At 66.8% G+C, this 25059-nt stretch carries 29 protein-coding genes and 1 riboswitch; of the genes, 21 read left to right on the forward strand and 8 right to left on the reverse strand.

All coding sequences use genetic code 11. From position 1 onward, the window contains the following. Positions 1 to 2: 2 nt before the first annotated feature. The 9 genes from CLD20_RS18615 (at position 3) to CLD20_RS18655 (ending at position 7785) form a co-directional block, all read left to right on the forward strand. Positions 3 to 431 (forward strand): NifU family protein, encoded by a 429-nt coding sequence (locus CLD20_RS18615; protein WP_224408169.1) that lies wholly within the window; start codon positions 3 to 5, stop codon positions 429 to 431. Between the two features lie 19 nt (positions 432 to 450). Beyond that, entirely contained in the window at positions 451 to 1671 is a 1221-nt protein-coding gene (locus CLD20_RS18620; RefSeq protein ID WP_224408215.1) for an aminotransferase class V-fold PLP-dependent enzyme, read from the forward strand. Beyond that, complete coding sequence (nifV, locus tag CLD20_RS18625; protein WP_224408170.1) at positions 1671 to 2837, forward strand: homocitrate synthase; 1167 nt, start codon at positions 1671 to 1673, stop codon at positions 2835 to 2837. Before CLD20_RS18620 ends, nifV begins: the two co-directional genes overlap by 1 nt. Next, on the forward strand, positions 2837 to 3169 hold the full coding sequence (gene nifW / locus CLD20_RS18630) for a nitrogenase stabilizing/protective protein NifW (protein WP_224408171.1): 333 nt from the start codon (positions 2837 to 2839) through the stop codon (positions 3167 to 3169). The genes nifV and nifW overlap by 1 nt, the downstream gene beginning before the upstream one ends. A 184-nt stretch (positions 3170 to 3353) precedes the next feature. Then, positions 3354 to 4223, forward strand: a complete 870-nt coding sequence (locus tag CLD20_RS18635) for an electron transfer flavoprotein subunit beta/FixA family protein (RefSeq protein ID WP_224408172.1) — start codon at positions 3354 to 3356, stop codon at positions 4221 to 4223. Continuing rightward, positions 4220 to 5320: an electron transfer flavoprotein subunit alpha/FixB family protein gene (locus tag CLD20_RS18640; RefSeq protein WP_224408173.1), complete on the forward strand. Its 1101-nt coding sequence runs from the start codon at positions 4220 to 4222 to the stop codon at positions 5318 to 5320. Before CLD20_RS18635 ends, CLD20_RS18640 begins: the two co-directional genes overlap by 4 nt. Positions 5321 to 5330: 10 nt before the next feature. Continuing rightward, positions 5331 to 6638 (forward strand): FAD-dependent oxidoreductase, encoded by a 1308-nt coding sequence (locus tag CLD20_RS18645; protein ID WP_224408174.1) that lies wholly within the window; start codon positions 5331 to 5333, stop codon positions 6636 to 6638. Further along, entirely contained in the window at positions 6635 to 6973 is a 339-nt protein-coding gene (locus CLD20_RS18650) for a ferredoxin family protein (protein ID WP_224408175.1), read from the forward strand. Before CLD20_RS18645 ends, CLD20_RS18650 begins: the two co-directional genes overlap by 4 nt. Positions 6974 to 7029: 56 nt before the next feature. Then, on the forward strand, positions 7030 to 7785 hold the full coding sequence (locus CLD20_RS18655) for a metallophosphoesterase family protein (RefSeq protein ID WP_224408176.1): 756 nt from the start codon (positions 7030 to 7032) through the stop codon (positions 7783 to 7785). Between the two features lie 6 nt (positions 7786 to 7791). Here the strand turns inward: CLD20_RS18655 and menA are convergent, their stop codons facing one another. The 3 genes from menA to CLD20_RS18670 form a co-directional block, all read right to left on the reverse strand. After that, positions 7792 to 8688 carry a 1,4-dihydroxy-2-naphthoate octaprenyltransferase gene (gene menA, locus CLD20_RS18660; RefSeq protein WP_224408177.1) on the reverse strand — a complete coding sequence of 299 codons (897 nt, stop codon included), beginning with the start codon at positions 8686 to 8688 and terminating at the stop codon, positions 7792 to 7794. Between the two features lie 252 nt (positions 8689 to 8940). Further along, the gene (locus tag CLD20_RS18665) at positions 8941 to 9138 is read right to left on the reverse strand and encodes a CsbD family protein (RefSeq protein ID WP_224408178.1); all 198 of its coding nucleotides are present in this window, start codon (positions 9136 to 9138) and stop codon (positions 8941 to 8943) included. A gap of 122 nt (positions 9139 to 9260) precedes the next feature. Then, positions 9261 to 10187 (reverse strand): formate/nitrite transporter family protein, encoded by a 927-nt coding sequence (locus CLD20_RS18670; RefSeq protein WP_224408179.1) that lies wholly within the window; start codon positions 10185 to 10187, stop codon positions 9261 to 9263. Between the two features lie 130 nt (positions 10188 to 10317). Here CLD20_RS18670 and CLD20_RS18675 point away from each other — a divergent pair, with 130 nt between their 5' ends. The 6 genes from CLD20_RS18675 to CLD20_RS18695 all read left to right on the forward strand — a co-directional run bounded on the left by CLD20_RS18675 (position 10318) and on the right by CLD20_RS18695 (position 13651). Next, entirely contained in the window at positions 10318 to 10716 is a 399-nt protein-coding gene (locus CLD20_RS18675) for a hypothetical protein (RefSeq protein WP_224408180.1), read from the forward strand. An 83-nt stretch (positions 10717 to 10799) separates the two neighbouring features. Continuing rightward, positions 10800 to 11021, forward strand: a complete 222-nt coding sequence (locus CLD20_RS18680) for a DUF2945 domain-containing protein (protein WP_224408181.1) — start codon at positions 10800 to 10802, stop codon at positions 11019 to 11021. A 35-nt stretch (positions 11022 to 11056) separates the two neighbouring features. Continuing rightward, positions 11057 to 12055 carry a diacylglycerol kinase family protein gene (locus tag CLD20_RS18685; protein WP_224408182.1) on the forward strand — a complete coding sequence of 333 codons (999 nt, stop codon included), beginning with the start codon at positions 11057 to 11059 and terminating at the stop codon, positions 12053 to 12055. Positions 12056 to 12390: 335 nt separating this feature from the next. Further along, positions 12391 to 12525, forward strand: coding sequence for a hypothetical protein (locus CLD20_RS20295; protein WP_255599987.1), 135 nt, complete (start codon positions 12391 to 12393; stop codon positions 12523 to 12525). Positions 12526 to 12862: 337 nt separating this feature from the next. Continuing rightward, positions 12863 to 13084, forward strand: coding sequence for a NepR family anti-sigma factor (locus CLD20_RS18690; RefSeq protein WP_224408183.1), 222 nt, complete (start codon positions 12863 to 12865; stop codon positions 13082 to 13084). Between the two features lie 18 nt (positions 13085 to 13102). Then, positions 13103 to 13651 (forward strand): sigma-70 family RNA polymerase sigma factor, encoded by a 549-nt coding sequence (locus tag CLD20_RS18695; RefSeq protein WP_224408184.1) that lies wholly within the window; start codon positions 13103 to 13105, stop codon positions 13649 to 13651. A 130-nt stretch (positions 13652 to 13781) separates the two neighbouring features. Here the strand turns inward: CLD20_RS18695 and CLD20_RS18700 are convergent, their stop codons facing one another. The 4 genes from CLD20_RS18700 to CLD20_RS18715 all read right to left on the reverse strand — a co-directional run bounded on the left by CLD20_RS18700 (position 13782) and on the right by CLD20_RS18715 (position 17569). Further along, positions 13782 to 14879: a calcium:proton antiporter gene (locus CLD20_RS18700; RefSeq protein WP_224408185.1), complete on the reverse strand. Its 1098-nt coding sequence runs from the start codon at positions 14877 to 14879 to the stop codon at positions 13782 to 13784. Positions 14880 to 14966: 87 nt separating this feature from the next. Beyond that, positions 14967 to 15446, reverse strand: a complete 480-nt coding sequence (locus CLD20_RS18705) for a pyridoxamine 5'-phosphate oxidase family protein (RefSeq protein ID WP_224408186.1) — start codon at positions 15444 to 15446, stop codon at positions 14967 to 14969. After that, positions 15443 to 16534, reverse strand: coding sequence for a DNA topoisomerase IB (locus CLD20_RS18710; RefSeq protein WP_224408187.1), 1092 nt, complete (start codon positions 16532 to 16534; stop codon positions 15443 to 15445). The genes CLD20_RS18705 and CLD20_RS18710 overlap by 4 nt, the downstream gene beginning before the upstream one ends. Before the next feature lie 99 nt (positions 16535 to 16633). After that, a complete protein-coding gene (locus CLD20_RS18715) occupies positions 16634 to 17569 on the reverse strand; it encodes a DMT family transporter (protein ID WP_224408188.1) in 936 nt (311 codons plus the stop codon). Positions 17570 to 17730: 161 nt separating this feature from the next. Here CLD20_RS18715 and CLD20_RS18720 point away from each other — a divergent pair, with 161 nt between their 5' ends. Further along, positions 17731 to 20016, forward strand: a complete 2286-nt coding sequence (locus tag CLD20_RS18720; RefSeq protein ID WP_224408189.1) for a xanthine dehydrogenase family protein molybdopterin-binding subunit — start codon at positions 17731 to 17733, stop codon at positions 20014 to 20016. Positions 20017 to 20091: 75 nt separating this feature from the next. Beyond that, positions 20092 to 21018, forward strand: a complete 927-nt coding sequence (locus CLD20_RS18725) for a DMT family transporter (protein ID WP_224408190.1) — start codon at positions 20092 to 20094, stop codon at positions 21016 to 21018. Between the two features lie 37 nt (positions 21019 to 21055). Here the strand turns inward: CLD20_RS18725 and CLD20_RS18730 are convergent, their stop codons facing one another. After that, a complete protein-coding gene (locus tag CLD20_RS18730; protein WP_224408191.1) occupies positions 21056 to 21292 on the reverse strand; it encodes an Lrp/AsnC ligand binding domain-containing protein in 237 nt (78 codons plus the stop codon). Between the two features lie 140 nt (positions 21293 to 21432). Next, a riboswitch (TPP riboswitch) is annotated at positions 21433 to 21541 on the forward strand. Between the two features lie 48 nt (positions 21542 to 21589). Here CLD20_RS18730 and thiM point away from each other — a divergent pair. Genes thiM through CLD20_RS18750 form a run of 4 tightly spaced genes read left to right on the forward strand, consistent with a single transcriptional unit; the run spans position 21590 to position 24922 of the window. Beyond that, positions 21590 to 22399 carry a hydroxyethylthiazole kinase gene (gene thiM, locus CLD20_RS18735; protein WP_224408192.1) on the forward strand — a complete coding sequence of 270 codons (810 nt, stop codon included), beginning with the start codon at positions 21590 to 21592 and terminating at the stop codon, positions 22397 to 22399. Next, positions 22396 to 23046: a thiamine phosphate synthase gene (thiE, locus tag CLD20_RS18740; RefSeq protein WP_224408193.1), complete on the forward strand. Its 651-nt coding sequence runs from the start codon at positions 22396 to 22398 to the stop codon at positions 23044 to 23046. Before thiM ends, thiE begins: the two co-directional genes overlap by 4 nt. After that, positions 23043 to 23849 (forward strand): bifunctional hydroxymethylpyrimidine kinase/phosphomethylpyrimidine kinase, encoded by an 807-nt coding sequence (thiD, locus tag CLD20_RS18745; protein ID WP_224408194.1) that lies wholly within the window; start codon positions 23043 to 23045, stop codon positions 23847 to 23849. Before thiE ends, thiD begins: the two co-directional genes overlap by 4 nt. Further along, positions 23846 to 24922: a TRAP transporter substrate-binding protein gene (locus CLD20_RS18750; protein ID WP_224408195.1), complete on the forward strand. Its 1077-nt coding sequence runs from the start codon at positions 23846 to 23848 to the stop codon at positions 24920 to 24922. Before thiD ends, CLD20_RS18750 begins: the two co-directional genes overlap by 4 nt. Positions 24923 to 25059 lie beyond the last annotated feature (137 nt).

The following is a 25059-nucleotide window of genomic DNA, read 5'->3' on the forward strand; positions in this document are numbered from 1 at the left end:
CTATGTCCGCAGCCCAGCCCAAGCGCATCGAGGACGAGGCCTGCGCCGGTCCGCAGCCCGCCCGCACGACGCTCATCCAGCTTTCTTCCTCGCAGCGCATCGCGAGCAGCCGCCCGCCGCGCCCCGAGCCGGCCGAGGAAGCGCCGGCCGAGCCGGAATCGGAAGAGGTCCGGGCCGAAAAATTCCGCCGCATCGAGGCGGCGATCGACGAGATCCGCTCCTTCCTCGTGCGCGACGGGGGCGACTGCAAGCTCGTCGCCGTCGAAGGCAACAAGGTGAAGATCCAGCTGACCGGCGCCTGCGTCGGTTGCCAGCTCGCCAGCGTCACCGTTGGCGGCATCCAGATGAAGCTGATGGCCAAGCTCGGCTTTCCGGTCCGCGTCATTCCCGTGCCGGGGCCGGTCAAGGCGCCAGTGAAGGGAGATCGTTGAGATGCTGCAGAAGACCCCCGTGCGTCCCGTCTACCTCGATGCCAATGCCACGACGCGCCTCGACCCGCTGGCGCTGGAGGCGATGCTTCCCTTCCTGAAGGGCGAGTTCGGCAATCCTTCCTCGCTGCACGGCCACGGCCAGCCGGCGAAGGCCGTGCTCGGCCGCGCCCGCGCCGCCGTCGCCGCGCTGATCGGCGCGGAGGAAAGCGAGATCGTCTTCACCTCCGGCGGCACGGAGGCGAACAACGCGGCGATCCTCTCGGCCCTTGCAACGCAGGAAGGGCGCGACGAGATCGTCACCTCCGCCGTCGAGCATCCGGCGGTTCTCGCGCTCTGCGCCCATCTCGCCCAGAGCCGGGGCATCAAGGTCCATGTCATCCCGGTCGACGGCTGCGGGCGGCTCGACATGGAGGCGTATCGCGCCGCGCTCGGGCCCAAGACGGCGCTCGCTTCGATCATGTGGGCGAACAACGAAACCGGCACGCTCTTCCCGGTGGAGGAACTCGCCGATCTCGCCCACGAGGCGGGAGCGCTCTTCCATACCGACGCCGTGCAGGCTGCCGGGCGGGTCCCGGTCCGGCTCTCGGCGGTGGCGGCCGACTTCCTGTCGCTCTCGGCCCACAAGTTCCATGGGCCGAAGGGCGTCGGCGCGCTCTTCGTGCGCAAGGGCACGGCCTTCTCGCCGCTCATTCGCGGCGGCAAGCAGGAGCGCGGGCGCCGGGCCGGCACGGAGAACGTCGCCGGGATCGCCGGGCTCGGCGCGGCGGCGAGCCTTGCCGCATGGCATCTCTTGACCGACAGCGACCGGATCGCCGGCCTGCGGGACCGGCTGGAGGCCGGCATCGCCGAACTCTTCCCCCATGCAACGGTCCTCGGGGACACATCGAACCGGCTGCCGAACACCGCCTCGATCGCCTTCGACAAGGTGGACGGGGAGGGGCTCCTTGTCCTCCTCGCGCAGATGGGCGTCGCCGTCTCCGGCGGCTCGGCCTGCGCCTCGGGCATGATGGAGCCTTCGCATGTCCTGAAGGCGATGAAGCTCAAGACGGACCTCCTCTTCGGTGCGGTGCGCTTTTCGCTTTCGCGCGACAACGACGCGGAGGACATCGAGCGGGCGCTCGCCGCCCTGCCGGCGGCGATGGACAAGCTGTGCGGGCCGACGCCCTTCCGCCGCGCCGTGGAGGAAGCGGCCGCGGCGCTCCACCCCGCGCCACGGGCCTCGCTCCGAAAGGTCGCCTGATGCTCGCGCAGCTTCCCCGCATCCTGATCAACGATTCGACCCTGCGCGACGGCGAGCAGGCGCCGGGCGTCGCGTTCTCGCCGGAAGAGAAGGTGGCGATCGCGCTCGCCCTGGAAGCGGCGGGCGTCGACGAGATCGAGGCCGGCACGCCGGCGATGGGCGGCGCCGAGATTGAGAGCATCGCCGCCGTGGGCGCGGCGCTCACCACGGCGCGCGCCGTCAGCTGGTGCCGGATGACGCGGCGCGACGTCGACGCGGCGGTGGCGACGGGACTTGCCGCCATCAATCTGTCCGTGCCGATGTCGGACCGGCAGATCGCGGCGAAGTTCGGCACCTGCCGCGAGGACGTGCTCGCGCGCATCCGCGACGTGATCCCCTATGCCCGGGGCCGGGGCCTCGAGGTCTTCATGGGCGGCGAGGATTCCAGCCGGGGCGATGCGGAATTCCTCCTGCGGGCGATCGAGACGGCCGAGGCGGCCGGCGCCACCAAGTTCCGCTTCGCCGACACGGTCGGCATCCTCGATCCCTTCGCCACGCACGCGATCTTCGAGCGCCTGCGGGGGGCCAGCGGGATCGGGCTGGAATTCCACGGCCATGACGATCTCGGCCTGGCGACCGCGAACACGCTCGCCGCCATCAAGGCGGGCGCCAGCCATGCCTCCGTCTGCGTCCTCGGTCTCGGCGAGCGCGCCGGCAACGCGCCCCTGGAAGAGGTCGCGGCCGTCATCGACCACGTCACCGACTTCCGCACCGGCATCGACCCGACGCGGCTCGGCGCGCTCGCCGACCTCGTCGCCCTGGCGGCGCGCCGGCCGATCCCGGCGGCGAAGTCGATCGTCGGCGCGGCGGTGTTCACGCACGAATCCGGCATCCACGTCTCCGGGCTGCTGCGCGACCCGGCCACCTATGAGGGCGTCGATCCGGCCCGCTTCGGCCGGTCCCGCTCCATCGTGCTGGGCAAGCATTCCGGCATGGCGGCGCTGAAGCATGCCCTGACGACGCTCGGCATCGCCGCTGACGAATGCTCGGCCGAGCGGCTTCTGGAGCGGGTGAAACGACGCGCGGCGGCGGCCAAGCGCGCCGTCGCCATCTGCGAGATCGCCGACCTTTACGCCGACATGCTGGCGGACGAGACGGCCGCCTTCAGCTCAAGGGAAGAGGCCTGATGGACATCCTCGAAAAGCTCGGCACGCTCTCCTCGGCGGAGGAGTTCTTCGACACGCTCGGCGTCGCGTACGACCCCGAGGTCCTGCGGGTGGCGCGCCTGCACATCCTCAAGCGCATGGGCGAGTATCTTTCCGGCGACAGCCTGGCGGGGCTTGGCGAGGCCGAGACGGAGGCCGCCTGCCGGGCGCATCTTCAGCGCGCCTATGCCGACTTCACCCGTTCCTCGCCGCTGAAGGAGCGCGTCTTCAAGGTGCTGAAGGACGCCACCGGCGAGAAGCCGTCGCCGCGCCGGCCCTTCGTGCCGCTCTCCAGCCTGACCGGCCAGGATTGATGGGCGCTCTGTCGGGTTTGCGACAGCTTCGTCCGGTTTCAGCGTTCGGCCCTGTCGGCCGCGTTTTTGAGAAAATCGTTTGTTTTCAGATGCCTGCAGGTAAGTGCGGATTGGCACGCGGATTGCGATCCTCCTTCCTGAAGGCAGCTCCGGCCAGAGCCGGACGCAACCGAGGGTGAGAAAGATGCACATCGTCGTCTGCATCAAGCAGGTTCCGGACAGCGCCCAGATCCGCGTCCATCCGGTGACCAACACCATCATGCGGCAGGGGGTGCCCACCATCATCAACCCCTACGACCTCTTCGCGCTGGAAGAGGCGCTGCGCCTGCGCGACAGGCTCGGCGGGGAGGTGACGGTGCTGACCATGGGCCCGCCGATGGCCGAGGACAGCCTAAGAAAGGCGCTGACGTTCGGCGCCGACCGGGCCGTGCTCCTGACGGACCGCTTCTTCGCCGGCTCCGACACGCTGGCGACGAGCTACGCGCTGTCGTCCGCCATCAAGAAGATCGGCGAGACCTGGGGCCCGGTGGGTATCGTCTTCGCCGGCAAGCAGACGATCGACGGCGACACGGCGCAGGTCGGACCCGGCATCGCCACCCGCATGGGCTTCAACCAGCTCACCTATGTCGCCGCCATCTGCGACGTCGATACCGAGAAGGGCATCGTGGAAGTGGAGCGGCGCGCGGAAGGCGGGGTGCAGGTGCTGCAGACGAAGCTGCCGGTGCTCATCACCATGCTGGAAGGCTCCAACGAGATGCGCCGCGGCTCACTGACCAGCGCGCTCAGGGCCGCCAATGCGGAGATCACCACCTGGAACGCCGAAGCGGCCGGCGTGCCCGACGTGCAGAGCTGCGGCCTGCGCGGCTCGCCGACCGTCGTCAAGCGCGTCTTCGCGCCGACGCCGCGGGCCGAAAGAGCCGAGGAGATCGGCAAGCCGGGCATGTCCTTCGAGGAACTGGCGGATGCGGCGATGGACGAGATCTTCGCCCGCCATCCGACCGTCGAGGCCGATCTCAGGGAATTCGCTGCCGGACAGCAGGAGGAATGGCGATGACCGACGCGCCCCAGAAAAAGCCCCAGCCCGCCGGCGGTCGCGCCGGCATGCGCAAAGAGCTGCCGGAGCACTTCAAGGCCTACCGGCATGTCTGGGTCTTCATCGAATACGAACACGGAGCGATCCATCCGGTGTCGCTGGAGCTGCTCGGCGAGGGCCGCAAGCTCGCCGACAAGCTCGGCGTGGAGCTCGCCGGCCTCCTGGTCGGCGGCGACCGCGAAGAGCTTCTGGCCGCTGCCGGCGAATGCTGGGAGCACGGGGCGGATCTCACCTATCTGATCGCCGACCCGATCCTGGAGCACTACCGCAACCAGCCCTACACCAAGGCGCTGACCGACCTCGTCAACACCTTCAAGCCGGAGATCCTTCTTCTGGGCGCCACCACGCTCGGACGCGACCTCGCCGGCTCCGTGGCGACGACGCTGGCGACCGGGCTGACGGCCGACTGCACGGAGCTCGCCATCGACGACGAGCGCTCGCTGGCGGCGACGCGCCCGACATTCGGCGGCTCGCTGCTGTGCACCATCCACACCCTCAACTTCCGCCCGCAGATGGCGACGGTGCGCCCGCGCGTCATGGCGATGCCGCAGCGCGAGGCCGGCAGAACCGGCCGCGTCGTGGAGCATCCGCTCGACATGCGCGAGGAGGACATCGTCACCAAGGTCCTGCGCTTCATCGCCGACCGCGATTCCAATGAGGTGCAGCTCGCTTATGCCGATATCGTCGTCGCCGGCGGGCTCGGCCTGCGCTCGGCGGAGAATTTCCAGTTGGTGAAGGATCTCGCTCGGGTGCTGGGGGCCGAATACGGCGGCTCGCGCCCGCTGGTGCAGAAGGGCTGGATCACCTCCGACCGGCAGATCGGTCAGACCGGCAAGACCATCCGGCCGAAGCTCTACATCGCCGCCGGCATCTCCGGCGCGATCCAGCACCGTGTGGGTGTGGAGGGCGCCGACATGATCCTGGCGATCAATACCGACCCCAACGCCCCGATTCTCGACTTTGCCCATCTCGCCATCGTCGCCGACGCGCTCGAGGTGCTTCCCGCCCTGACGCGGGCATTCTCGCGGCGCCTCTCGGTCAACCGCCTCGCCGGATAGGAGACAGAAAATGGTCGAAGAACGCTTCGATGCCATCGTCGTCGGTGCCGGGCCTTCGGGCAATGCCGCCGCCTACACCATGGCGAAGGAGGGGCTGAAGGTCCTGCAGCTGGAGCGGGGGGAATATCCCGGCTCCAAGAACGTGCAGGGCGCCATCCTCTACGCCGACGCGCTGGAAAAGCTCATCCCGGGCTTTCGCGAGGATGCGCCGCTGGAGCGCCACATCATCGAGCAGCGCATGTGGATGCTCGACGACACCTCCTATACGGGCGTGCATTACCGCTCGGAGGACTTCAACGAGGAACGGCCCAACCGCTACACCATCATCCGCGCCCAGTTCGACAAGTGGTTCAGCCAGAAGGTCCGCGAGGCCGGCGCCACCGTCATCTGCGAGACGACGGTGAAGGAACTCATCCGCAACACCCAGGGCAAGGTCATCGGTGTCCTGACGGACCGGGACGAGGGCGCCGTCATGGCCGACGTCGTGGTGCTCGCCGAGGGCGTCAACGGTCTGGTCGGACAGCGCGCCGGGCTGCGCGACGAGCTGAAGCCGGACACGGTCGCCCTGGCGGTGAAGGAGATGCATTTCCTGCCGCGCGAGACGATCGAGGCGCGCTTCAACCTGAAGGGGGACGAGGGCGCCGTCATCGAGGCGATGGGCACCGTCACCTCGGGGATGACCGGCACCGCCTTCCTCTACACCAACCAGGAATCGATCTCCGTCGGCATCGGCTGCCTCGTCTCCGACTTCAAGGAAAGCGGCGAGGCGCCCTATGCGCTCCTGGAGAAGTTCAAGGCGCATCCGGCGATCCGGCCGCTTCTCGCCGGCTCGGAGGTGAAGGAATATGCCGCCCACCTCATCCCGGAAGGCGGATACAACGCCATCCCCTCGCTCTTCGGCGAGGGCTGGGTGATCGTCGGCGATGCCGGCCAGTTCGTGAATGCGGCGCACCGCGAGGGCTCCAACCTGGCGATGACCACGGGGCGGATCGCCGGCGAGACGATCGTGCGCCTCAACCGCACGCGGCAGGAATTCAGCGCGACCAACCTGGCGCTCTACAAGAAGCGGCTGGAAGAGACCTTCGTGCTGAAGGACCTCAAAAAGTACCGCAAGCTGCCGGGCTTCCTGCACGGCAACAAGAAGGCACTCTTCGGCCTTTATCCGCAGCTCGTCTCCAAGGCGGCGCAGACCTGGTTCCGCGTCGACGGCACCGACAAGCGTTCCAAGGAGAAGGAGATCATGGCCGCCTTCCGCAAGAGCCGCGGGCTCGGCGGGCTTCTGGGCGACGCCTACAGACTGGCGAGGGCATGGCGATGACAAGAACTTCCGAGAAGGCGAATGCCGCGACGACAGGGGCAGAGACGGGGGAAAGCGTGAAGGTCGAGGAAAAGCTCTATTACAACCGGTTCGTGGTGGATGCGGGCCGCCCGCATGTGAAGGTAAAGCCTCACGAAATGCCCACCGAGGCGCTGCTTGCCCTGACGCGCATGTGCCCGGCGGGCTGCTACGCCCTCAACGACAAGGGGCAGGTGGAAGTCACCCCCGACGGCTGCATGGAATGCGGCACATGCCGGATCGTCTGTGCGGACACCGGCGACATCGAATGGAACTATCCGCGCGGCGGCTTCGGCATCCTCTTCAAGTTCGGATAGGACGGCCCGGGGACAATGAAATTGGCGGGCCGCGCCGCGGCCCCCCATATCAGGGCATGGTTGCTTTTCCCGAAGACGAAGACTTCTCGCGGTTTTCCGTCCCGGAGGGCTGCCGCGTCTATGCTTTCGGCGACATCCACGGCCGGTTCGATCTTCTCGGCGAACTCCATCAGGCGATGGAGGCCGATCTTCAGGCGAGGCCGGTCGACGAATGCGTCGAGGTCTTCGTCGGCGACTATGTCGACCGCGGCCCGGATTCTGAAAAGGTGCTTCGGTTTCTCGCCGATTCTTCCTCGGTCTGCGGGCGGCGCGTCTGTCTCAAGGGCAATCACGAAGACATTCTGATCCGGGCGCTGCGCGAGCCGGAACTCCTCACCTACTGGCTCGGCCAAGGGGGAGCCGCGACGATGCTCTCCTTCGGGGTCGAGCCGCCGCGCAATGCGCGCCCTGCGACGCTCGAAAACTGCCGGGACGCGCTTGCCATGGCGCTCGGTCCCGACCTCTCGGCCTTTCTCGGCGGCCTCGATACGATGGAGCGGATCGGCGATTATCTCTTCGTGCATGCCGGCATTAACCCCGGCCGGCCGCTGGAAGAGCAGGAAGAGCAGGATCTCGTCTGGATCCGGGAGCCTTTTCTTTCGAGCCAGAAGGACTTCGGCTTTTGCGTCGTCCACGGCCATACGCCGCGCGAGCGCCAGCGCGTGCACGCCAACCGCATCAATCTCGACACCGGCGCCTTTTCTACAGGGATTTTGACCTGCGTGGCGCTGGAGCGGAGCTCGCGCCGGTTTCTGGCGACGAAGCGCGGCTGAGCTTTCTCAGCCGATGATGACGAGGCCGATCGAGGCGGAGGCGCAGAGCGCCATCTGGAAGGCGGCGGTGCGCGCCAGACACTGGTTGAAATCCACCGGCAGATGCGCCGCGGAGAAATCGCGCTGCGCCTTCCGCGCCAGGGGAATTGCGACAACACCCAGGAGCACGCCCGGAAAGCCGAGCAGCGAGAGGCAGAAGAGCACGGCGAAGCTTGCCCATAGGAGCAGCCCATAGAGGCGGTTCGCCCCGTCCGGGCCGACGCGGATCGCCAGCGTCTGGCGGCCGGCGAGGGTGTCCGTCTCGCGGTCGCGGGTGTTGTTGACGAGTAGCACGGCGGCCGCCGGCAGGCCGACGACGAGGCCGAAAAGGACGGCTGCGAGGTCAACCCATCCCGTCTGCAGATAGAAGCTGCCGGCCACGGCGACGAGGCCAAAAAAGGCGATGACGAAGGCTTCGCCCCAGGGGCTGCGGGAGATCGGCCAGGGGCCGGAGGAATAGGCGTAGCCGGCGATCAGGGAGAGGATGCCGATCGCCATGATCGGCAGGCCGCCGACGGCGACGAGATAGATCCCCCCGACAGCTGCGAGACCGAAGGCGATATGGGCGGCGGTGAAGACCTGACGCGGGCTCGCCCAGCCCTTCTGGGTGATGCGGGCCGGGCCGACGCGGTCGATCTGGTCCGTGCCGTTGACGGCATCGGCGGCGTCGTTGTTGAGGTTGGTGCCGATCTGGATGGCGATGGCGGCGAGCATCGTCACGATGGCGACGGGCACGTCGATCCGGCTCGTCTCCGCGAGCGCCAGCACCAGGCCCGCCAGAACCGGCGATACCGAGAGGCTGAGGGTGTGCGGCCTTGCGGCCTGCCACCAGATGGCGAATGCGGATGGTCTTTCTGCCGTCATGGAGCCGTTCATCGTTGAAGCCCTGCGAAGCCGAGAAGCTGCCGCGCTGTCAAGCAAGGCAGACACATTCCTAGAGGGATCGGGGCGTCAGATACAGAGGCGGCGCGCAAACGGTCAACGCGCATCCTGTCCCGGGGCGAGAAGTCGGCGTTGCCCCGGCCCGCCAAGATGCAAAAGGCGGACAAGCAAAAGGGGCCGGCGGTGCCGGCCCCTTGAGAGATTGTTGTGGCTCGGCCCGAAGGCCGTGCCCGGTCAGTGGCGGGCGAGCCAGGCGTCGATCTCCTTCTCCGCCTCGTCCTTGGCGATGCCGTAGCGCTCCTGGATCTTGCCGGCGAGCACTTCACGGTTGCCCTCGACCTGGTCGAGCTCGTCGTCCGTGAGCTTGCCCCACTGCGTGCGGGCGTTGCCCTTGAACTGCTTCCAGTTGCCTTCCACACGATCCCAATTCATGACGTTCTCCACATCGGTTGATCTGAATGGAAAACGGAATCGCTCGGCTGACGGTTCCGGGCCTGCAGGTTCGCCGGCCGGAGTTTTTGCTCAACCGGCTAAGCGAGAGCCCGCCCTAAAGGCTACTCGATCTCCTCTTTCACCTGCGCGTAGGCGAGCATGGCAAACAGGGCCGTGCCGCCCAGAATGTTGCCGAGCAGCACCGGCACGGTGAAGCCCCACAGCATGTGCAGGATGCCGATTTCGCCATGCGCGACGAGCAGGAAGGCTTCCACGCTGCCGGCGATGATGTGGGTGAACTCGGAAATGGCGATCATGTAGGTGAAGAGCAGGATGACGAGGAACTCGCTGCCTTTGGCGCTGGGCAAAATCCAGACGATGGCGGCGATGAGGAAGCCGGCGCCGATGGCGCGCACGAACATCTCCAGCCAGCCCTTGTCCATCATCTCCCGGCTGATCTCGAGCATGGTGCTGAGGACCTCCGGCACGGTGCCCGGCAGGGCGGCGTTGAAGGCGGCCACACCGATCGTGCCGACCATGTTGGCGATGAAGACAACGCTCCACAGCCGCACGACGCAGAGAAGGTTCGTGCGGTTGAACTCCGCCGCAAGCGGCAGGATCGCGGTGATGGTGTTCTCGGTAAAGAGCTGCTGGCGGGCGAGAATGACGATCAGGAAGCCGACCGTGTAGCCGAAATTCTCCACCAGCGGCCGCCAGGGCGCGTCCGGCAGGTGATGGCGCAGCACGGCCTCCGCGAGCAGGGAGAATCCGATCGACAAGCCTGCGGCAAGCCCCGACCACCATAGAGAGGAAATTGGCCGTTCCATCTCCTCTTCGCCTTCCTGGCGGACGATCTCGTAGATAGCGGGGACGGACAGGCGCACGCGCTCCTGCACGCTCTCGGCCTCGCGCGCGGTGAGGCCGGAGGAATCGTGAGCGCGGCCCTCGCGGCCGTTGGCACGCTCAAGCCGGGTCTGGCGGGGTGTGGCGTCGGTTGACCCTGGGGGGTGGCGATCGTTGCGGAGAGGTGCCTCTTCGTCATTGCTCACAGGTGCGGTCCTTGATGGTGAAAGTCCGGCGATGGCGGAAATCCGGCGCCAGCGCCGGCAAGTGTCTCTTGGAGATCTCGGAACAAGCTTCCGGCCGGCAGCATTCTGCTCCCGTAAGGAGAAAGCTGAGATGACTGAACGCCATGACGGGCCCGGTGTTCCGACTGCCGCCGACTATGCGGTCGGGGGAGATGCGGACGAGCCGGGCTTTTCCCAGCCGATCACGCTCGACGACATGGAGGCTCTCGCTCACTCCGCCCGCGGCAGCCTGGAGGCTCGGCGCGAGACGCTGAAAGCGATGGTGGGGGAGCTTGAAGTGCGCCGCTCGATCGATCGCGGCAATGAAATGGACCCGCTGATCGCGCGGGGCAGGGAGCTTCTGTCCGCCCTTTCGGCGGAAGGAACGGGCGAAGGCGACCCGGAGGCCTATGGTCTTGCCCCGGAGGATCGTCTGACGCGCCCGGACGAGATTATCGAGCGCCGTGAGGAAGAGGCGCGCGAGGAACGGGGCGAGGCCGAAAAGAAGTGAAGCCGGCCCGAAAAAGCCTGAATTGTCCGGGCATGCCGGCGCCAGAAAAGAGAAAGGAAATGGCCGCGAGTCGGCCGAACTGAATGGGTCAACAATTTCACAAGGGCCAGCGGGTCGAATGGCGCTGGGGCGCGGCTGTCAGCAAGGGCCGCGTCGTCGAAATCTACAAGCAGCCTGTCCGGCGAACCCTGGAAGGCCACGAGATCGTGCGCCTCGCCGACGAGGAGAATCCGGCCTACCTGATCGAGCAGGAGGACGAGAGCCGGATCATGAAGTCGCAGAGCGAGCTGTTGAAAGCCGGTTGAACGGCCCGGATGAGCCGGGGTGGGGGGAGCATCTGGTGTCCAACGAGGGTGACGACGGAGAGGACGCGCCGAGCCGCGTGGACGCGCCCCTGAGGATCGCTCTCGTCCTCAATTCGGATTCAGGCAGTCTCAAGGGCTGCGAGCGTTCCCTCGGTTACCGGATCGCCGGCGTTTTCGAGGCTGCTGGCCACAGCGTGGCCATGCACTGGGAAGGCGGCGCGGGCGCCATCGAGGCGATGAAGGCCCGCTTCGTGGACGAGGAGATCGACGCCGTGGTCGTCGGCGGCGGCGACGGCAGCGTGTCCTTCGCCGCCAGCGAAGCCTTCCGCAGCGGCAAGACGCTCGGCATCCTGCCGCTCGGGACGATGAACCTGTTCGCGCGATCCCTCGGCGTGCCGCTGGACATGATGGAAGCGGCCGAGGCGCTTGCCCGGGGCGCGCCCGCCGATGTCGATATCGCCGAGGTGAATGGGCGCCTCTTCGTCCACCATGTGACGCTCGGCCTGCATCCGAAAATGATCCGTCTGCGCGAACAGCTCAGCTATGGCTCGCGCGTCGGCAAGATGCTCGCCAGCGCCAAGGCGCTGCGGATGGCGCTCCGGCGTCCACCACTCATTCGCGCACAGATCGACGCCGCTGGCGAGAGACGCGACATCACCACCCCGGTCCTCGTCGTGAGCAACGATCCGCTCGGGGAGGGCCATCTTCCCTATGCAGACGATCCGCGCGCGGCGCGGCTGGGGCTCTACTTCGCAACTTCGCGCAAATGGACGGATCTTCTGGAGATCGCGGCCGCCTTCGGACTCGGACGGCTCGTCGGCAGTTCGGTGGTGGAAGAGAGCGAGGTGAGGGAACTCACGATCGTGCTCCGGCGCAATGAAACACGCGCCTCCGTCGATGGCGAAGTGGTGACGCTGAAGAGCCCCCTTCAGATCCGCCAGCATCCGGGCGCGCTTTCCGTGCTCGCGCCGGCGATCGCGGATGATGAGGCCGGCTCCAAATCGCTCACCACCGCCGACGAAGACCGGGACTAGAGGACAGGCTTCCGGCCACGAAGGCGCAGCAGCCTTTGCTGCGGCGACGCTCCGCCTTCAGCATTTGCCCTTGCATCGGTGAAATCGGCCGAAACGAAAATCCTGTTTGTTTTGCAACGCATTGCGCTCCCGCGACGTTGTCCGCGAGAAAGCCAGGCAAGAGCCGGCTGCGGGCCTGGTCGCATGACCGGCCTGCAAGTGTGTCAGGTGGGGGCGTCACACGCCCGCAGCATCGCCAGACACGAATTGTCCACCCTCAGAGCGAGGATTGTGACGTTTGCCGGAAGGCAACAGGCTGCGTCCTACCGGCGCAGCGGCAAACCAAGGAGAAAGACATGGCCGATCCAGAAATCACCGAGACCAGCGCAAGGCAGGGGGACGAGCGTGCCACGAACCGCGTACCGCTGATATGGGGCACGGCGCTGGTTATCGTGGCGCTGGGAGCGATCGCGCTCTGGTTCGGCCTCTGACAGGCTGAAGGGAAGGGCTCCGGCCGGCCGGAAGGCAGGCCGTGACGGGTCGGGGGTCAGCTGGGAAATGCGCCAAATTCCGCCTCATTTCTATTTGACAAGGCGCGATAGTTCATGGAACCCAAGGCCTGTAAACGTCCCGCTAACCGTTTTCACGCTACCATTCGTTAAGCAGGGTGCCTTGTTGGCCAAGCGATATGCGCGCGAAGCGCGGCCCGATGAGACATCGCCGATCACCCGGCGTCCGGCCCGTCTGCCGTTCATTGAGCCGGGAAATTTTCTGTACAGACGGAACCACATGCCTGCGCTCGAATTAACCTCGTACGGAGTTGAATGAATGGATCAATCAGACCGGGAGGGAAGCGGTCGCTCGCAGGAGGACACCATGTTTACCGATGGCAACGGCCATCATAGCAGCATGCACCCGCTTATTCAGAGCCAGATCGGCAAGCATTTGCGTGCAGCCTATGACGATGTGGTGAATGAGCCGGTTCCGCAGCGCTTTATCGATCTCCTGGAGCAGCTCGAGCAGTCTTCCACCAAGACTCGTCGCAGCTAAGCACCCACCCCATCATACATGGCCGTATCCGAGGCACTGAGACAGGAACTCCTGTCCGCCATTCCGAACCTGCGCGCGTTTGCCGTCTCGCTTTGCGGCAACGGTGAGCGCGCGGACGATCTTGTCCAGGAAACCCTGATGAAGGCATGGGCGAAGTTCCATACCTTTCAGGAAGGTACCAACCTCCGCGCCTGGCTTTTCACCATCCTGCGCAACGAATTCTATTCCCAGGTCCGCAAGAAGGGCCGCGAGGTCGAGGATGCCGAGGGCGCCTACGCGGCGCGGCTCGCTTCCCAGCCGGCGCAGACCGGCCACATGGACCTTCAGGACTTTCACGACGCCCTGGCGCAGCTGCCCGACGATCAGCGCGAGGCGCTGGTTCTCGTCGGGGCTTCGGGCTTCTCCTACGAGGAAGCTTCCGAGATCTGCCAGTGCGCCGTCGGAACCATCAAGAGCCGTGTCAGCCGCGCCCGCACGCGCCTCAGCGAGATTCTCGCGCTAGAGGAAGGCGAGACCTACGGGGCCGATCCCGTATCGGCGACGGTCATCACGCGGAACTTCACCTGAGCTGAGGGGCGGCGAGGCCGCCCCTTATCCTTTCTCCACCGTTTTTTTCTCCTTCCCCGCAGGTCGCTGCCTCGCGGCTCCGTCGGCGCATTTTCGCGCGACGTGGCGGCGTGTGCCGGGAGCCTTATGCTCACGGGACGGCGGCGATGATCAGGAAGACGGCGAAGATCACCAGATGGACGCCGCCCTGCAGCACGGTCGTGCGGCCGGTCGCCAGTGTGAGCGTGCAGGTGAAGAGGGCGAGGATGAGGAGCACCGTGTCCTCCGGCTCCAGCCCCAAGCCCAGCGGAACATCCAGCAGGATCGATGCCGCCGCGACGGAGGGGATGGTGAGGCCGATGCTCGCCATCGCCGATCCGAGCGCCAGATTGAGGCTGCGCTGAAGGTGGTTCGCCCTTGCCGCCCGGAAGGCTGCGATCGATTCCGGCAGCAGAATGACCCCCGCAATCACCACGCCGACGAAGGATGCCGGCAAGCCCGCGCGGAAGACGAAGCGCTCGACCGCGGGCGAGAGTCCTTCGGCGAGGAGCACCACCGCGATCAGCGCGACCAGCAGCAGGACGACGCTGGTCGCCGTGGTGATGGCCGATGGCTTGGGATGGCCCTCCTCTTCACCCTGGTTGACGTCCAGGAAGAAATCCCGATGGCGCACGGACTGGACGAAGAGAAAGACGAAATAGAGGGCGAGGGAGACGGCCGCGACGCCGACGAGCTGGGCGGTGGAATAATAGGGGCCAGGCACGGCGACGGTGAAATTGGGAAGGACGAGCGTCAGCGTGGCGAGTGTCGCCAGAACGCTGAGCGCACCCGTCGCGCCGCTCACCTGGAATCCCTGCTCGTGGTGGCGAATGCCGCCTGCCAGGAGACAGGCCCCGACGATGCCGGTGAGAACGATCATGACCGCGGCGAAGACCGTGTCACGGGCGACGTCGGCGCCGCTGCCGGCCGAGGCGAGCATGATGGTGATGATCAGCGAGACTTCGATGACGGTGACGGCGGCGGCGAGCACCAGCGAGCCGAGCGGCTCGCCGATCTTCAGGGCGATCGCCTCGGCGTGATGGACCGCGGAAAAGACAGTTGCGATGAGCAGGAAGGCGGCGAGGATTCCCATCGCCATCGTCTCAATCGTAAAGAGATGCAGATGTTCGCCAAGGACAAAGGCGCCCGCCACGACCGGCGTGGCGAGCACCCACAAAGGGTGGATGCCTGCGCTCTCGTTCTCACTCAACCGTGCTTCCCCCGAATGCCGGCCGGCAGAGTGCGGCGGCGTCTCTCATCCGCCTCGTCTTGAGGCGGCCCGAGGGGCATGGTGACGCTAAAGCGTTACCTGACTGTTTTCCTGCAGATGCGGCTCTTCGCCGGCACGCTTGGCACGGATCAGATTCCAGTGCCGGATGAGCTGGTTGTGTCCGTGCCAGTATTCGCCGAGGGAGGGCACGACCCGGATGACGGCCGCCTCGGGATCCTCCTTGCCGCCCTTGAACCAGGCATCCGCGTCCTCCGTCCACACAGCCTCGATCAGGCGGTGGTCGGTGGTCAGATAGGCCTGGCCGGAGACGGAGACGAATTCGTGCCGGTCGGGCCGGGCAAAGGCGAGGTTCACCCCCGGATTGGCGGCCAGTTCCTCGGCCTTGTGGGAGGATTTGCGCGTGAGCAGATGAAACTCGTGCGTTCCGCGATCGAAGGAAAAGCCCATGGGGCGCGAACGCAGCCGCCCTTCGTCCCGGGTCGTCAGCATGCAGGTGCGGATGTCGTCGATGAGGCGGAAGAACTCTTCCATCGGTGCCTCGCTCATGGATGCATCTCCTTGTCGTGCCTGGCCGAATCAACGGGCGTGGGTCGCCGCGCGTTCCCGCTCGACAGCTCCTTCTCCAGAAAGCGCATGAGGGCCGTCTCGCCGGGCGAAAGGCGCGTGCGGTGCGGACCGTGGAGGAGGTCGGCCTCCAGCTTTCCCGCCTCGAAGGCTTCCACCACCAGGGGATGGACGTAGCTGGACCGGCACACGGCCATGGTGTTGGCGAGCTTTTCGCTGACCTCGCGCATGACGGCCGCAATGGCGCGCTGATGGGCCGTCTTCGTCTGCGGAGGCGCCATCTGGGCGAATTCTTCCAGCGCCGCAGCGCTCGCGGCGAAAGTGCGGAAATCCTTCGAGCTGACAGGGGCTCCGGCCGCATCCCTCAGATATTGATTCAGGTCGCGGGCGGTCAGATAGGCGCACTTTCCCTCCTCGGTGCGGTAGGCGAAGAGGCGTTTCCTGCCGATCTGCTTCAGCTTGCGCAGGCGCGAGGGCAGGAGGGGATCGGGCACCTTCTTGCGGATCGCCTTGCCGGACTTGCCGATGAAGGCGAGCGAGACGCTCCGCCCATTCGTCTTCACGTCGCGCTTGAGAAGCGTGGTCGCGCCGCGTGCCGATTCCTCGCCTTTCTCGGCGCGGTGGCCGGAGCGCAGCAGCGCCTTGTCGACGAGGCGGGCGGCGACGGCGGCGGAGAAATCGCGGTCCAGCGTGCGGCGACGCAGATCCGCCTCGATCTTCTCGCGGATCGCAGGCAAAGCCCGGCCGAAGGTCATCAGCCTCTCCGCCTTGATCTCGTCGCGTACCTCTTTCCAGTCGTCGTGATAGCGGTACTGCAGGCGCCCATCCGCATCGCGCCCGACCGCCTGCAGATGGGCGTGCGGGTCGAGCGCAAGCCAGACCTCCTTCCAGGCCGGGGGGATGGCGAGGTCGGCGAAGCGGCGGCGCAGATCGCGATCGGTCACGAGCCGGCCCTCGCCGTCGCGATAGGAGAAGCCGCGACCGTGGCGACGGCGCTCGATCGAGAGGTCCTCGACGCAGACATAGCTGAGGCCGCAATGGCGGGCGCGGGCGTGGAGTTCGATCTGCATCGGCCTTTCCGTGGACACACGGAAACGGGCCGCCGGGAAACGGGTTCCGGAAGCTTAGCCGGCATCGGCGGCGAATATTCCGCCAAGGGCGGAACGCCTTCAGGTCGTGTAGCCGCGTCCCGATGGCGAGCGGGCAAGGCGCTGGCCGCGCCGTGCCTCGCGATGCACGGTGTAGAGTGCCGCGGCGATGACGATACCGGAGCCGAGCAGGGTCTGCCAGGACGGCACTTCGCTGAAGATGGTGATGCCGATGAGGGTCGCCCAGAGCAGACGGATATAGTCCAGGGCGGCAAGAACTGTCGCCTCGCCGGCCTTGTAGGCCTGGATGTTGCAGGTCTGCGCGACCACCGAGACGAGGCCGATGCCGACGAGGAGAAGAGCCTCGTGCCAGCTCGGCCAGACCCATTGCCAGATGGCGAGCGGGCAGATCAGCAGCCCGACGAGCACGGTCTGCCAGGTGAGGATGGTGATCGATCGATCGGTGCGCGACAGGAGGCGGATGATGACCATGACCATGCCGGCCGCCGCCGCGCCGACGACGGCGAGGATGCCGTAGAGATCGATGCTGCCGCCGGCCGGGTCGAGCATGACGATGACGCCGGCGAAACCGATGATGATCGCCGCCCAGCGACGGATGCCGACCACCTCATGCAGAATCAGGATCGCGAAGATGGAGATGAAGAAGCTCTTGGCGAAAGCGATCGCCGTCGCGTCGGCGAGCGGCAGGTGAACCACCGCGTTGAACCCGCAGAACATGGCGACGAGGGCGAAGAGGACGCGCAGCCCGTGCAGGCCGGGGCGGCGGGTGATGAGCGAGCCGGAAACGTCTGAGAGAATCACCGGCAGGGCGACGATGAACATGACGATCTGGCGCACGAAAAGGATCTGCGAAACGGGCAGATGCGTGCCGATCAGCTTGATCAGCGTCATCATGATGGTGAAGAGCACGGTGGCGATGAGAATCCACGCGGCGCCACGCAAATTGCCGGGCAAAGCGCCGAAACGCATCACCCAGCCGGCACCCTTTTCACTCATCCGGCCAGGCCCATGCATCGGGACCTATTGACGCTGTCGCAGCCGATCCGTCAAGCTGACGGCTCTTTCTTTCCGGCCGGGGGCTCCTAGCTTTCCCCGCCACATCCCTTCGCAAGACAGGTTCCCGTCACATGAACGAAATGGCTCCGCCGAAATTTGGCATGGGTGCGAATCCGCGCCGTGTGGAGGACGATGCCTTCATCCGCGGCGAGGGGCATTACACGAGCGACTTTCAGCCCGAAGGAACGCTGACGGCCTTTCTCGTACGCTCGCCCATCGCCCATGCGCGCTTTTCGATCGGCGACCTTTCGGCGGCGCGTTCGGCCGAGGGCGTGCATCTCGTCTGGACGGCGGCCGAAGTCGCCGATCTTTCCCCCATGCCCTGCCTGGCGGCCGGACCGACCAAGGGCCCGCTCAACCGGGCCGAGGTGCCGGTGCTGTGCGCCGACACGGTGCGCCATGTGGGCGATGCGATCGCACTCGTCGTTGCCGACAACATCAACCTGGCGCGTTCGGCGGCCGAACTGATCGAGGTCGATTACGAGCCGCTGCCGGTCATGACGGCGACCGATACCGCCCTCGATCCCGACGCACCGGTCATCTGGCCGGAGCATGGCACCAACCTCGCCTTCGAATATGAGCGCGGGGACGGGGAGGCGACCGAGGCGGCCTTCGCCGATGCGGCCAAGGTGGCGAAGCTGAGGCTCGTCAACAATCGGCTCGTCTGCAACTACATGGAGCCCCGGGCCCTGCTGGCCGAGTTCCACCCCGAGGAAAAGACCTGGACGATCACCGTCGGCTCCCAGGGCGTGCACGGCATGCGCCGCGCCATCGCCAAGGCGATGAACGTGGATCCCGCGCGGCTGCGCGTCATCACGCCGGATGTCGGTGGCGGCTTCGGTCCCAAGGGATTTGCCTACCGGGAGTATCCGCTGGTGGCGAAGGCCGCGCAGGCGCTCGTCCGGCCCGTGCGCTGGACCTCCGACCGCAACGAGCATTTCCAGTCGGACGCGCAGGGGCGCGACAACGTCACCGAAGCCGCCTTCGCTCTCGATGGGGAAGGCCGGATCCTCGCGATGAAGGTCGACATCATCGCCAATATGGGCGCGTACCTGTCGCAGTTCGGCCCCTATATCCCCTGGCTCGGCATCTCCATGGCGACCGGGCTCTACGACATCCGCACGGCACATGTGACGGTGAAGGGCGTCTATTCCAACACGGTGCCGGTGGATGCCTATCGCGGCGCGGGCAGGCCGGAGGCGGCCTTCGTGGTGGAGCGGCTGATCGACGAGGCGGCGCGCGTGGCGGAGCTGTCGCCTGAGGAGATCCGCCGGCGCAACTTCATCCGGCCCGACCAGCTGCCCTATACGACCGTGACCGACCGGATCTACGACACCGGCGATTTCGCCGGCCATATGGACCGGGCGCTTGAAAAGGCGGACGCCGCCGGCTTTGCGGCCCGGCTGGAGGAGAGCCGCGCCAAGGGCAGGCTGCGCGGTCTCGGCTTTGCGACCTATGTGGAGGCCTGCGCCTTCGCCGGATCGGAGCCCGCCAAGGCGAAGCTGGAGGAGGACGGCTCAGTCTCGCTCTTCATCGGAACGCAGTCGAACGGGCAGGGCCACAAGACCGCCTACGCCCAGTTCGTCGCCGGCCCGCTCGGCGTCGACTACGAGCATGTCCATGTGCGCCAGGGCGATACGGACGAGCTGGAAAAAGGCGGCGGTACCGGCGGCTCGCGCTCGATCCCGCTCGGCGTGCCTTCAGTGGAGCGCGCTTCGACAAAGCTCGCCGGGCAGTTGAAAGAACTCGCCGCGAACGAGCTCGAGGCCGCCGCCGCCGATATCGAACTGGCCGAAGGAACGGCGCGCATCGTCGGCACCGACCGGGCGATCTCGCTTGCCGAGCTCGCGGCCAAGGCCGGAGACAAGGAAAAGCTCCAGGCCGTCGGCGAATTCGAGCAGGCCGAAGCGACCTATCCGAACGGCACGCATGTGTGCGAGCTGGAGATCGATCCGCAGACCGGCAGCGCCCATGTCCTGCGCTACACCATCGTCGACGATTTCGGCGTGACGGTGAATCCGATCCTCCTGGAAGGCCAGGTGCATGGCGGCGTCGTGCAGTCGATCGGCCAGGTGCTCTTGGAGAACACCGTCTACGACGAGGACGGCCAGCTTCTGACCGCCACCTTCAACGACTACGCCATGCCGCGCGCCTGGGACACCTGCTCCTTCGCCTTCGAAACGCGCAACGTGCCGTCGACCCATAATGCCCTCGGTATCAAGGGGGCGGGCGAAGCCGGTACGATCGGTGCGACGCCAGCGGTGATGAACGCCGTCATCGATGCGCTATACCGTGGCTACGGCATCCGCCATCTCGACATGCCGGCAACGCCGCTGCGCGTGTGGGAAGCGATCCAGGCGGTCACGGGCGAGCAGAGTGCGGCATGACGAGGCCAAGGTGACCCATAAAGAAGAAGAGGCGTGCCGGCGCGGTGCCGGACACGTCCCGGACAGGCAGGGGCGGTGACCAACTCCTCAGCCGCGATCCTCCTGAAGATCGGCTCCACATTCACCTTCGCGCTGATGCTCGTCTGCATCAAACTCGCTGCGGGCAGCGTGCCCATCGGCGAGATCGTCTTCTTCCGCTCCGCCTTCGCGCTGGTTCCTCTGCTCGCGATGCTCGCCTTTCAGAAGAAACTGGCCGAGGCGGTGAAGACCCGGAATCCGTGGGCACATGCGCGCCGCGGTCTCTTCGGCGTCGCTTCCATGATGCTCTGGTTCGTCAGCGTGCAGCGCCTGCCTCTGCCGGAGGCGATGGCGATCAACTACGCCGCGCCGCTCGTCATCGTCATTCTGGGGGCGCTCATCCTGCATGAGACGGTGCGCATCTATCGCTCGACGGCGGTGGCGCTCGGCTTCATCGGCATCGTCGTGGTGCTATGGCCGCGCCTCGGAGCGGTGTCGGCCGGCGGGCTGGAGGATTACGAGCTTGTCGGCGCGGTCTGCGCGCTCGCCTCGACCGTCCTGATGGGCCTCATCGCCATCCAGATCCGCTACATGACGGCAACGGAATCGACCTCCTCGATCGTCTTCTACTTCTCGCTCACCTGCAGCGTGGTGGCGCTTGCGACACTGCCCTTCGGGTGGAGCCTGCCGCCCGTGCGCGACACCTTGCTGCTCATTCTGTGCGGTCTTCTGGGGGGTGTCGGGCAGATCATGCTGACCGCCGCCTATCGCAAGGCGGAGACCTCCACCATCGCGCCCTTCGAATACGTTTCGATCATCTGGGGCACGAGCCTGGGCTTCTTCGTCTTCGGCGAGGTGCCGAGCATCAACGTCTGGGCGGGCGGAGCGATCGTCATCGCCGCGGGCATCTTCATCATCTACCGCGAGCATCAGCTCGGCCTGGAGCGCCGGCGCATGCGCAAGCTGGCAACGCCCCAGGGCTAGGCCGCCCGGGGCGCCGGCGGCTTTCGACCGCGCCGCCTCAGAAGGCCTTGAAGGTGATGATGGTCTTGGTGTCCTGGATGCCTTCCAGGCAGTGCACCTTCTCCTGCACGAAGCGGCCGATATCGCCGTCGCGTTCCAGATAGAACTTGGCGAGAAGGTCGTAGTCGCCGGCCGTGGAATAGATCTCCGAGGCAATCTCCGCATCCGCCAACTCGGTCGCCACCTTGTAGGCTTCGCCGAGACTGCATTTGATGAGTACGAAAAAGGGCGTCATGGGCTTGGTCTCCTGTCGGGCCGACAAAAGACCAAGCCGCGCCGCCGGGCAAGGGGAGGGTGCGGGGGCGAAGCCTTGCCGGCTCACGAGCTCATGGCGGAAGCCGGTTGCAATGCCTCGCCGCTGTCATTAGACCGACATCAAATCTCAGGGGGTGCCACCCGTCATGCGGGTGGCTGAGAGGCAGATGGCCAACCCCTCGAACCTGATCCGGCTCGCACCGGCGTAGGGATGGGATGGGCGCCTTTTCAACCCTCTTCCGTTCTTCCGCCGCCGGGCCGGCCCGCCGGAGGAAGAATGCCGTTTACGACCCAGAATGCCTTTGAGGCTCTTGCCGAGCTGCGCTCGCGAAAGCCCCTCGTCCAGAACATCACCAACTTCGTCGCCATGACCGTTTCGGCCAATGCGCTGCTTGCGCTGGGCGCCTCGCCGGCCATGGTGCATGCGGAGGAGGAGGCGGACGATTTCGCGGGCATCGCCGACGCGCTCGTCACCAATATCGGCACGCTCTCGCCGGCCTGGGTGCGGGCGATGCAGGACGCCGCCAGCGTCATCAAGGATGCCGGCAAGCCCTGGGTGCTCGATCCGGTCGCGACCGGCGCGACGAGCTTTCGCACGCGGGCGGCCGAGGATCTCCTGAGGCGGGGCCCGACCATCGTGCGCGCCAATGCCAGCGAGGTGATGGCGCTCGCCGGCAGTGCGGGCGCGGGCAAGGGCGTCGATTCCACCCAGGGCTCGGATGCCGCGCTCGCCGCGGCGAAGGCCCTGGCGGGCAAGGCGGGCTGCGTCGTCGCCGTGACCGGCGAAAGCGACTACGCGACCGACGGCAAGACCGTCTATGCGATCACCGGCGGTCACCATCTGATGCCGCTCTCCACCGCGCTCGGCTGCGCGCTGTCGGCCTGCGTTGCCGCCTTCTCCGCCTGTCGTCCTCCGCTTGAAGCCGCCGTTGCGGGGCTTGCCGTCTATGGCGCTGCCGGAGCGATCGCAGGCGAGCGCTGCCCGCGCGGACCGGGACACCTGCCGGCCGAGCTGTGCGACGCGCTCTACGGGCTCGATGCCGAGGCGCTGTCGGCCCATTCCACGATCCGGAAGGTGGAAGGATGAGCCGGGCTTTCGACCTTTCGCTCTATCTCGTCACCGATCCGCGCCTGACGGGCGGGCGGGACTTTTTCGAGACGGTGGAAGCGGCCGTGAAGGGCGGGGCGAGCCTGGTACAGCTGCGCGACCCCGATGCCGGAACGCGCGAGCTCGTCGGCATCGCCCGGCGGCTGAAGGCGCTGCTTGAGCCCTACAAGGTGCCGCTCATCGTCAACGACCGCATCGACGTTGCGCTCGCGGCCGGGGCGGAGGGCGTCCATATCGGCCAGAGCGACATGGACGGAGAGGATGCCCGCCGCCTGATCGGGCCGGACCTCATTCTCGGCATCTCCGTCGGCAGCGCGGCCGAGCACGCCGCTTCGCGCCAGGCCCTCCTCGTCGCGGACTATATCGGCGTCGGCCCCGTCTATGCGACGGGCACGAAGCCGGATGCCGGCGCGGCGATCGGCCCGGCGGGCGTGTCGGCCGTGGCCGGCCTCATCGACCTTCCCGCGGTGGCGATCGGCGGCATTGCCGCGGGCAATGCCGGCGCCTGCGTCGAGGCCGGGGCAGAGGGCGTTGCCGTCGTTTCGGCGATCATGGCCGCTGCCGATCCACAGGCGGCGGCTGCCGCGCTCCTCAAGGAAGTCTGTGAGGCAAAGGAAAGAAGATGACCGCGATCGCACTCACCATCGCCGGCACGGATCCGAGCGGCGGGGCCGGCATCCAGGCCGACCTCAAGACCTTCTCCGCCCTCGGCGTCTACGGCGCCACCGTCATGACGGCGCTGGTCGCGCAGAATACCCGTGGCGTCCAGGCCATCCATGACGTGCCGCCCGATTTCATCGCCAAGCAGATCGATGCGGTCTATTCCGACCTCGACGTCGACGCGACCAAGATCGGCATGCTGTCTCGCCCGGAGGTGATCGAGGTGGTTGCCGCAGGGCTGAAGCGCTGGCAGCCGGGCCCGGTTGTGCTCGACCCGGTCATGGTTGCCGCTTCCGGCGATCCGCTGATCGCCGACGAGGCGGTGGAAACGCTGCGCGACGTGCTCTTTCCTCTCGCTGACGTCATCACGCCGAACCTCATGGAGGCGGCGCGGGTTCTCGGCGAGGAAAAGGCGGAGAGCGCGGCGGACATGGTTCGCCAGGCCGAGGCGCTCATGCGCTTCGGGCCGGGCGCCGTGCTCCTCAAGGGCGGCCACGGAGACGGCGCCGAATCGGCCGATCTGCTGATGAGCGCGGAAGGGCCGAAATGGCTCTCCGCCCCGCGCATCGACACGAAGAATACCCACGGGACGGGCTGCACGCTGTCCTCGGCGCTTGCCGCGAGCCTTGCGAAGGGGATGAGCCTTCCGGCCGCCTTCGCCGAGGCGAAGGCCTACATCCAGCAGGCGCTCGCCGCCGCCGACCGGCTGCAGATCGGCCACGGTCACGGCCCCGTCCACCATTTCTTTGCCCAATGGGAGGATGCATGACCCATCCCGATCGACGCAGATTCCTCAAGGGCGGCGCGCTCGCGGCCGGCGCCGCGGCGCTTTCCGCCCCGGCGCTCGCCCAGGCTCCCATCGAATGGACGATGGTGACGTCCTGGCCGAAGAACCTGCCCGGGCCGGGCGTTTCGGCGGAACGGATCGCCACCGGCATCGAACAAGCCTCCGACGGGCGCATGCGGGTCCATGTGCGCGCCGCAGGCGAGATCGTGCCGGCGCTGGGTGTGTTCGACGCGGTCGCGGAGGGCACGGCGGAGATGGCCCATACCGCCTCGCTCTTCTGGGCGGGCAAGGCGAGGGTGGCGCCGCTCTTCACCGCCGCGCCCTTCGGCCTGACGCCGCTGGAGCACATCACCTGGATCGACCATGGCGGCGGCCAGGCGCTCTGGGACAAGCTCTACGAGCCCTTCGGGGTGAAGCCGTTCATGGCCGGCAATACGGGCTTTCAGATGGGCGGCTGGTATACGAAGGAAATCCGTTCGCTCGACGACTTCAAGGGTCTGAAAATCCGCATGCCGGGTCTCGGCGGGGAGGTGGCGCGCCGGCTCGGGGCGACGCCGGTCTCGCTCGGAGCTCCCGACATCCTGCCGGCGCTGCAATCGGGGACGATCGACGCGACGGAATTCCTCGGGCCCTGGTCGGATCTCGCCATGGGCTTCTACAAGGTGGCGAAAAACTACTACTGGCCGGGCTTTCACGAGCCGAACGGCACGGGGGAGGGGCTCGTCTCGCTGTCGGCCTGGGCAGAGCTCCCGGACGATCTCAAGGTGATCGTGCGGCACGTGCTCGCGGTGGAGAACATTCGCGGTCTCGGCGAGGCGGAATGGGAGAATGCGCGCGCGCTGAGGGCCCTGACGGAGGAGCATGGCGTCACCCTCCACCGCTTCCCCGACGATTTTCTGGGTGCCGCGAAAGCCGCCTCCACCGAGGTCTTCGACGACCTTGCCGGGGAGGGGGGCGTTTCGGCTGAGATCATCGAGAGCTACCGGGCCGCGATCGCCCGGCTGACGCCTTGGTCGAAGGTGTCTGAGGCCGCGCTTCTTTCGGTGCGCGGCTGAGCCGCTTCAGGCCGCGACGAGCTTCTGGCGCCGCTCCTGGTTTGGTGATGACCTGCTGTCTGGCCGGCGCGCCGCCGGCCGTCAAATCGCCCGAAAAAGCGCGGTGCTCCGCTACGGAAAGACGCTGACGGCGAAGT

Source organism: Afifella sp. IM 167 (assembly GCF_020144925.1).
In the GTDB taxonomy this organism is placed as follows: Bacteria; Pseudomonadota; Alphaproteobacteria; order Rhizobiales; family Afifellaceae; genus Afifella.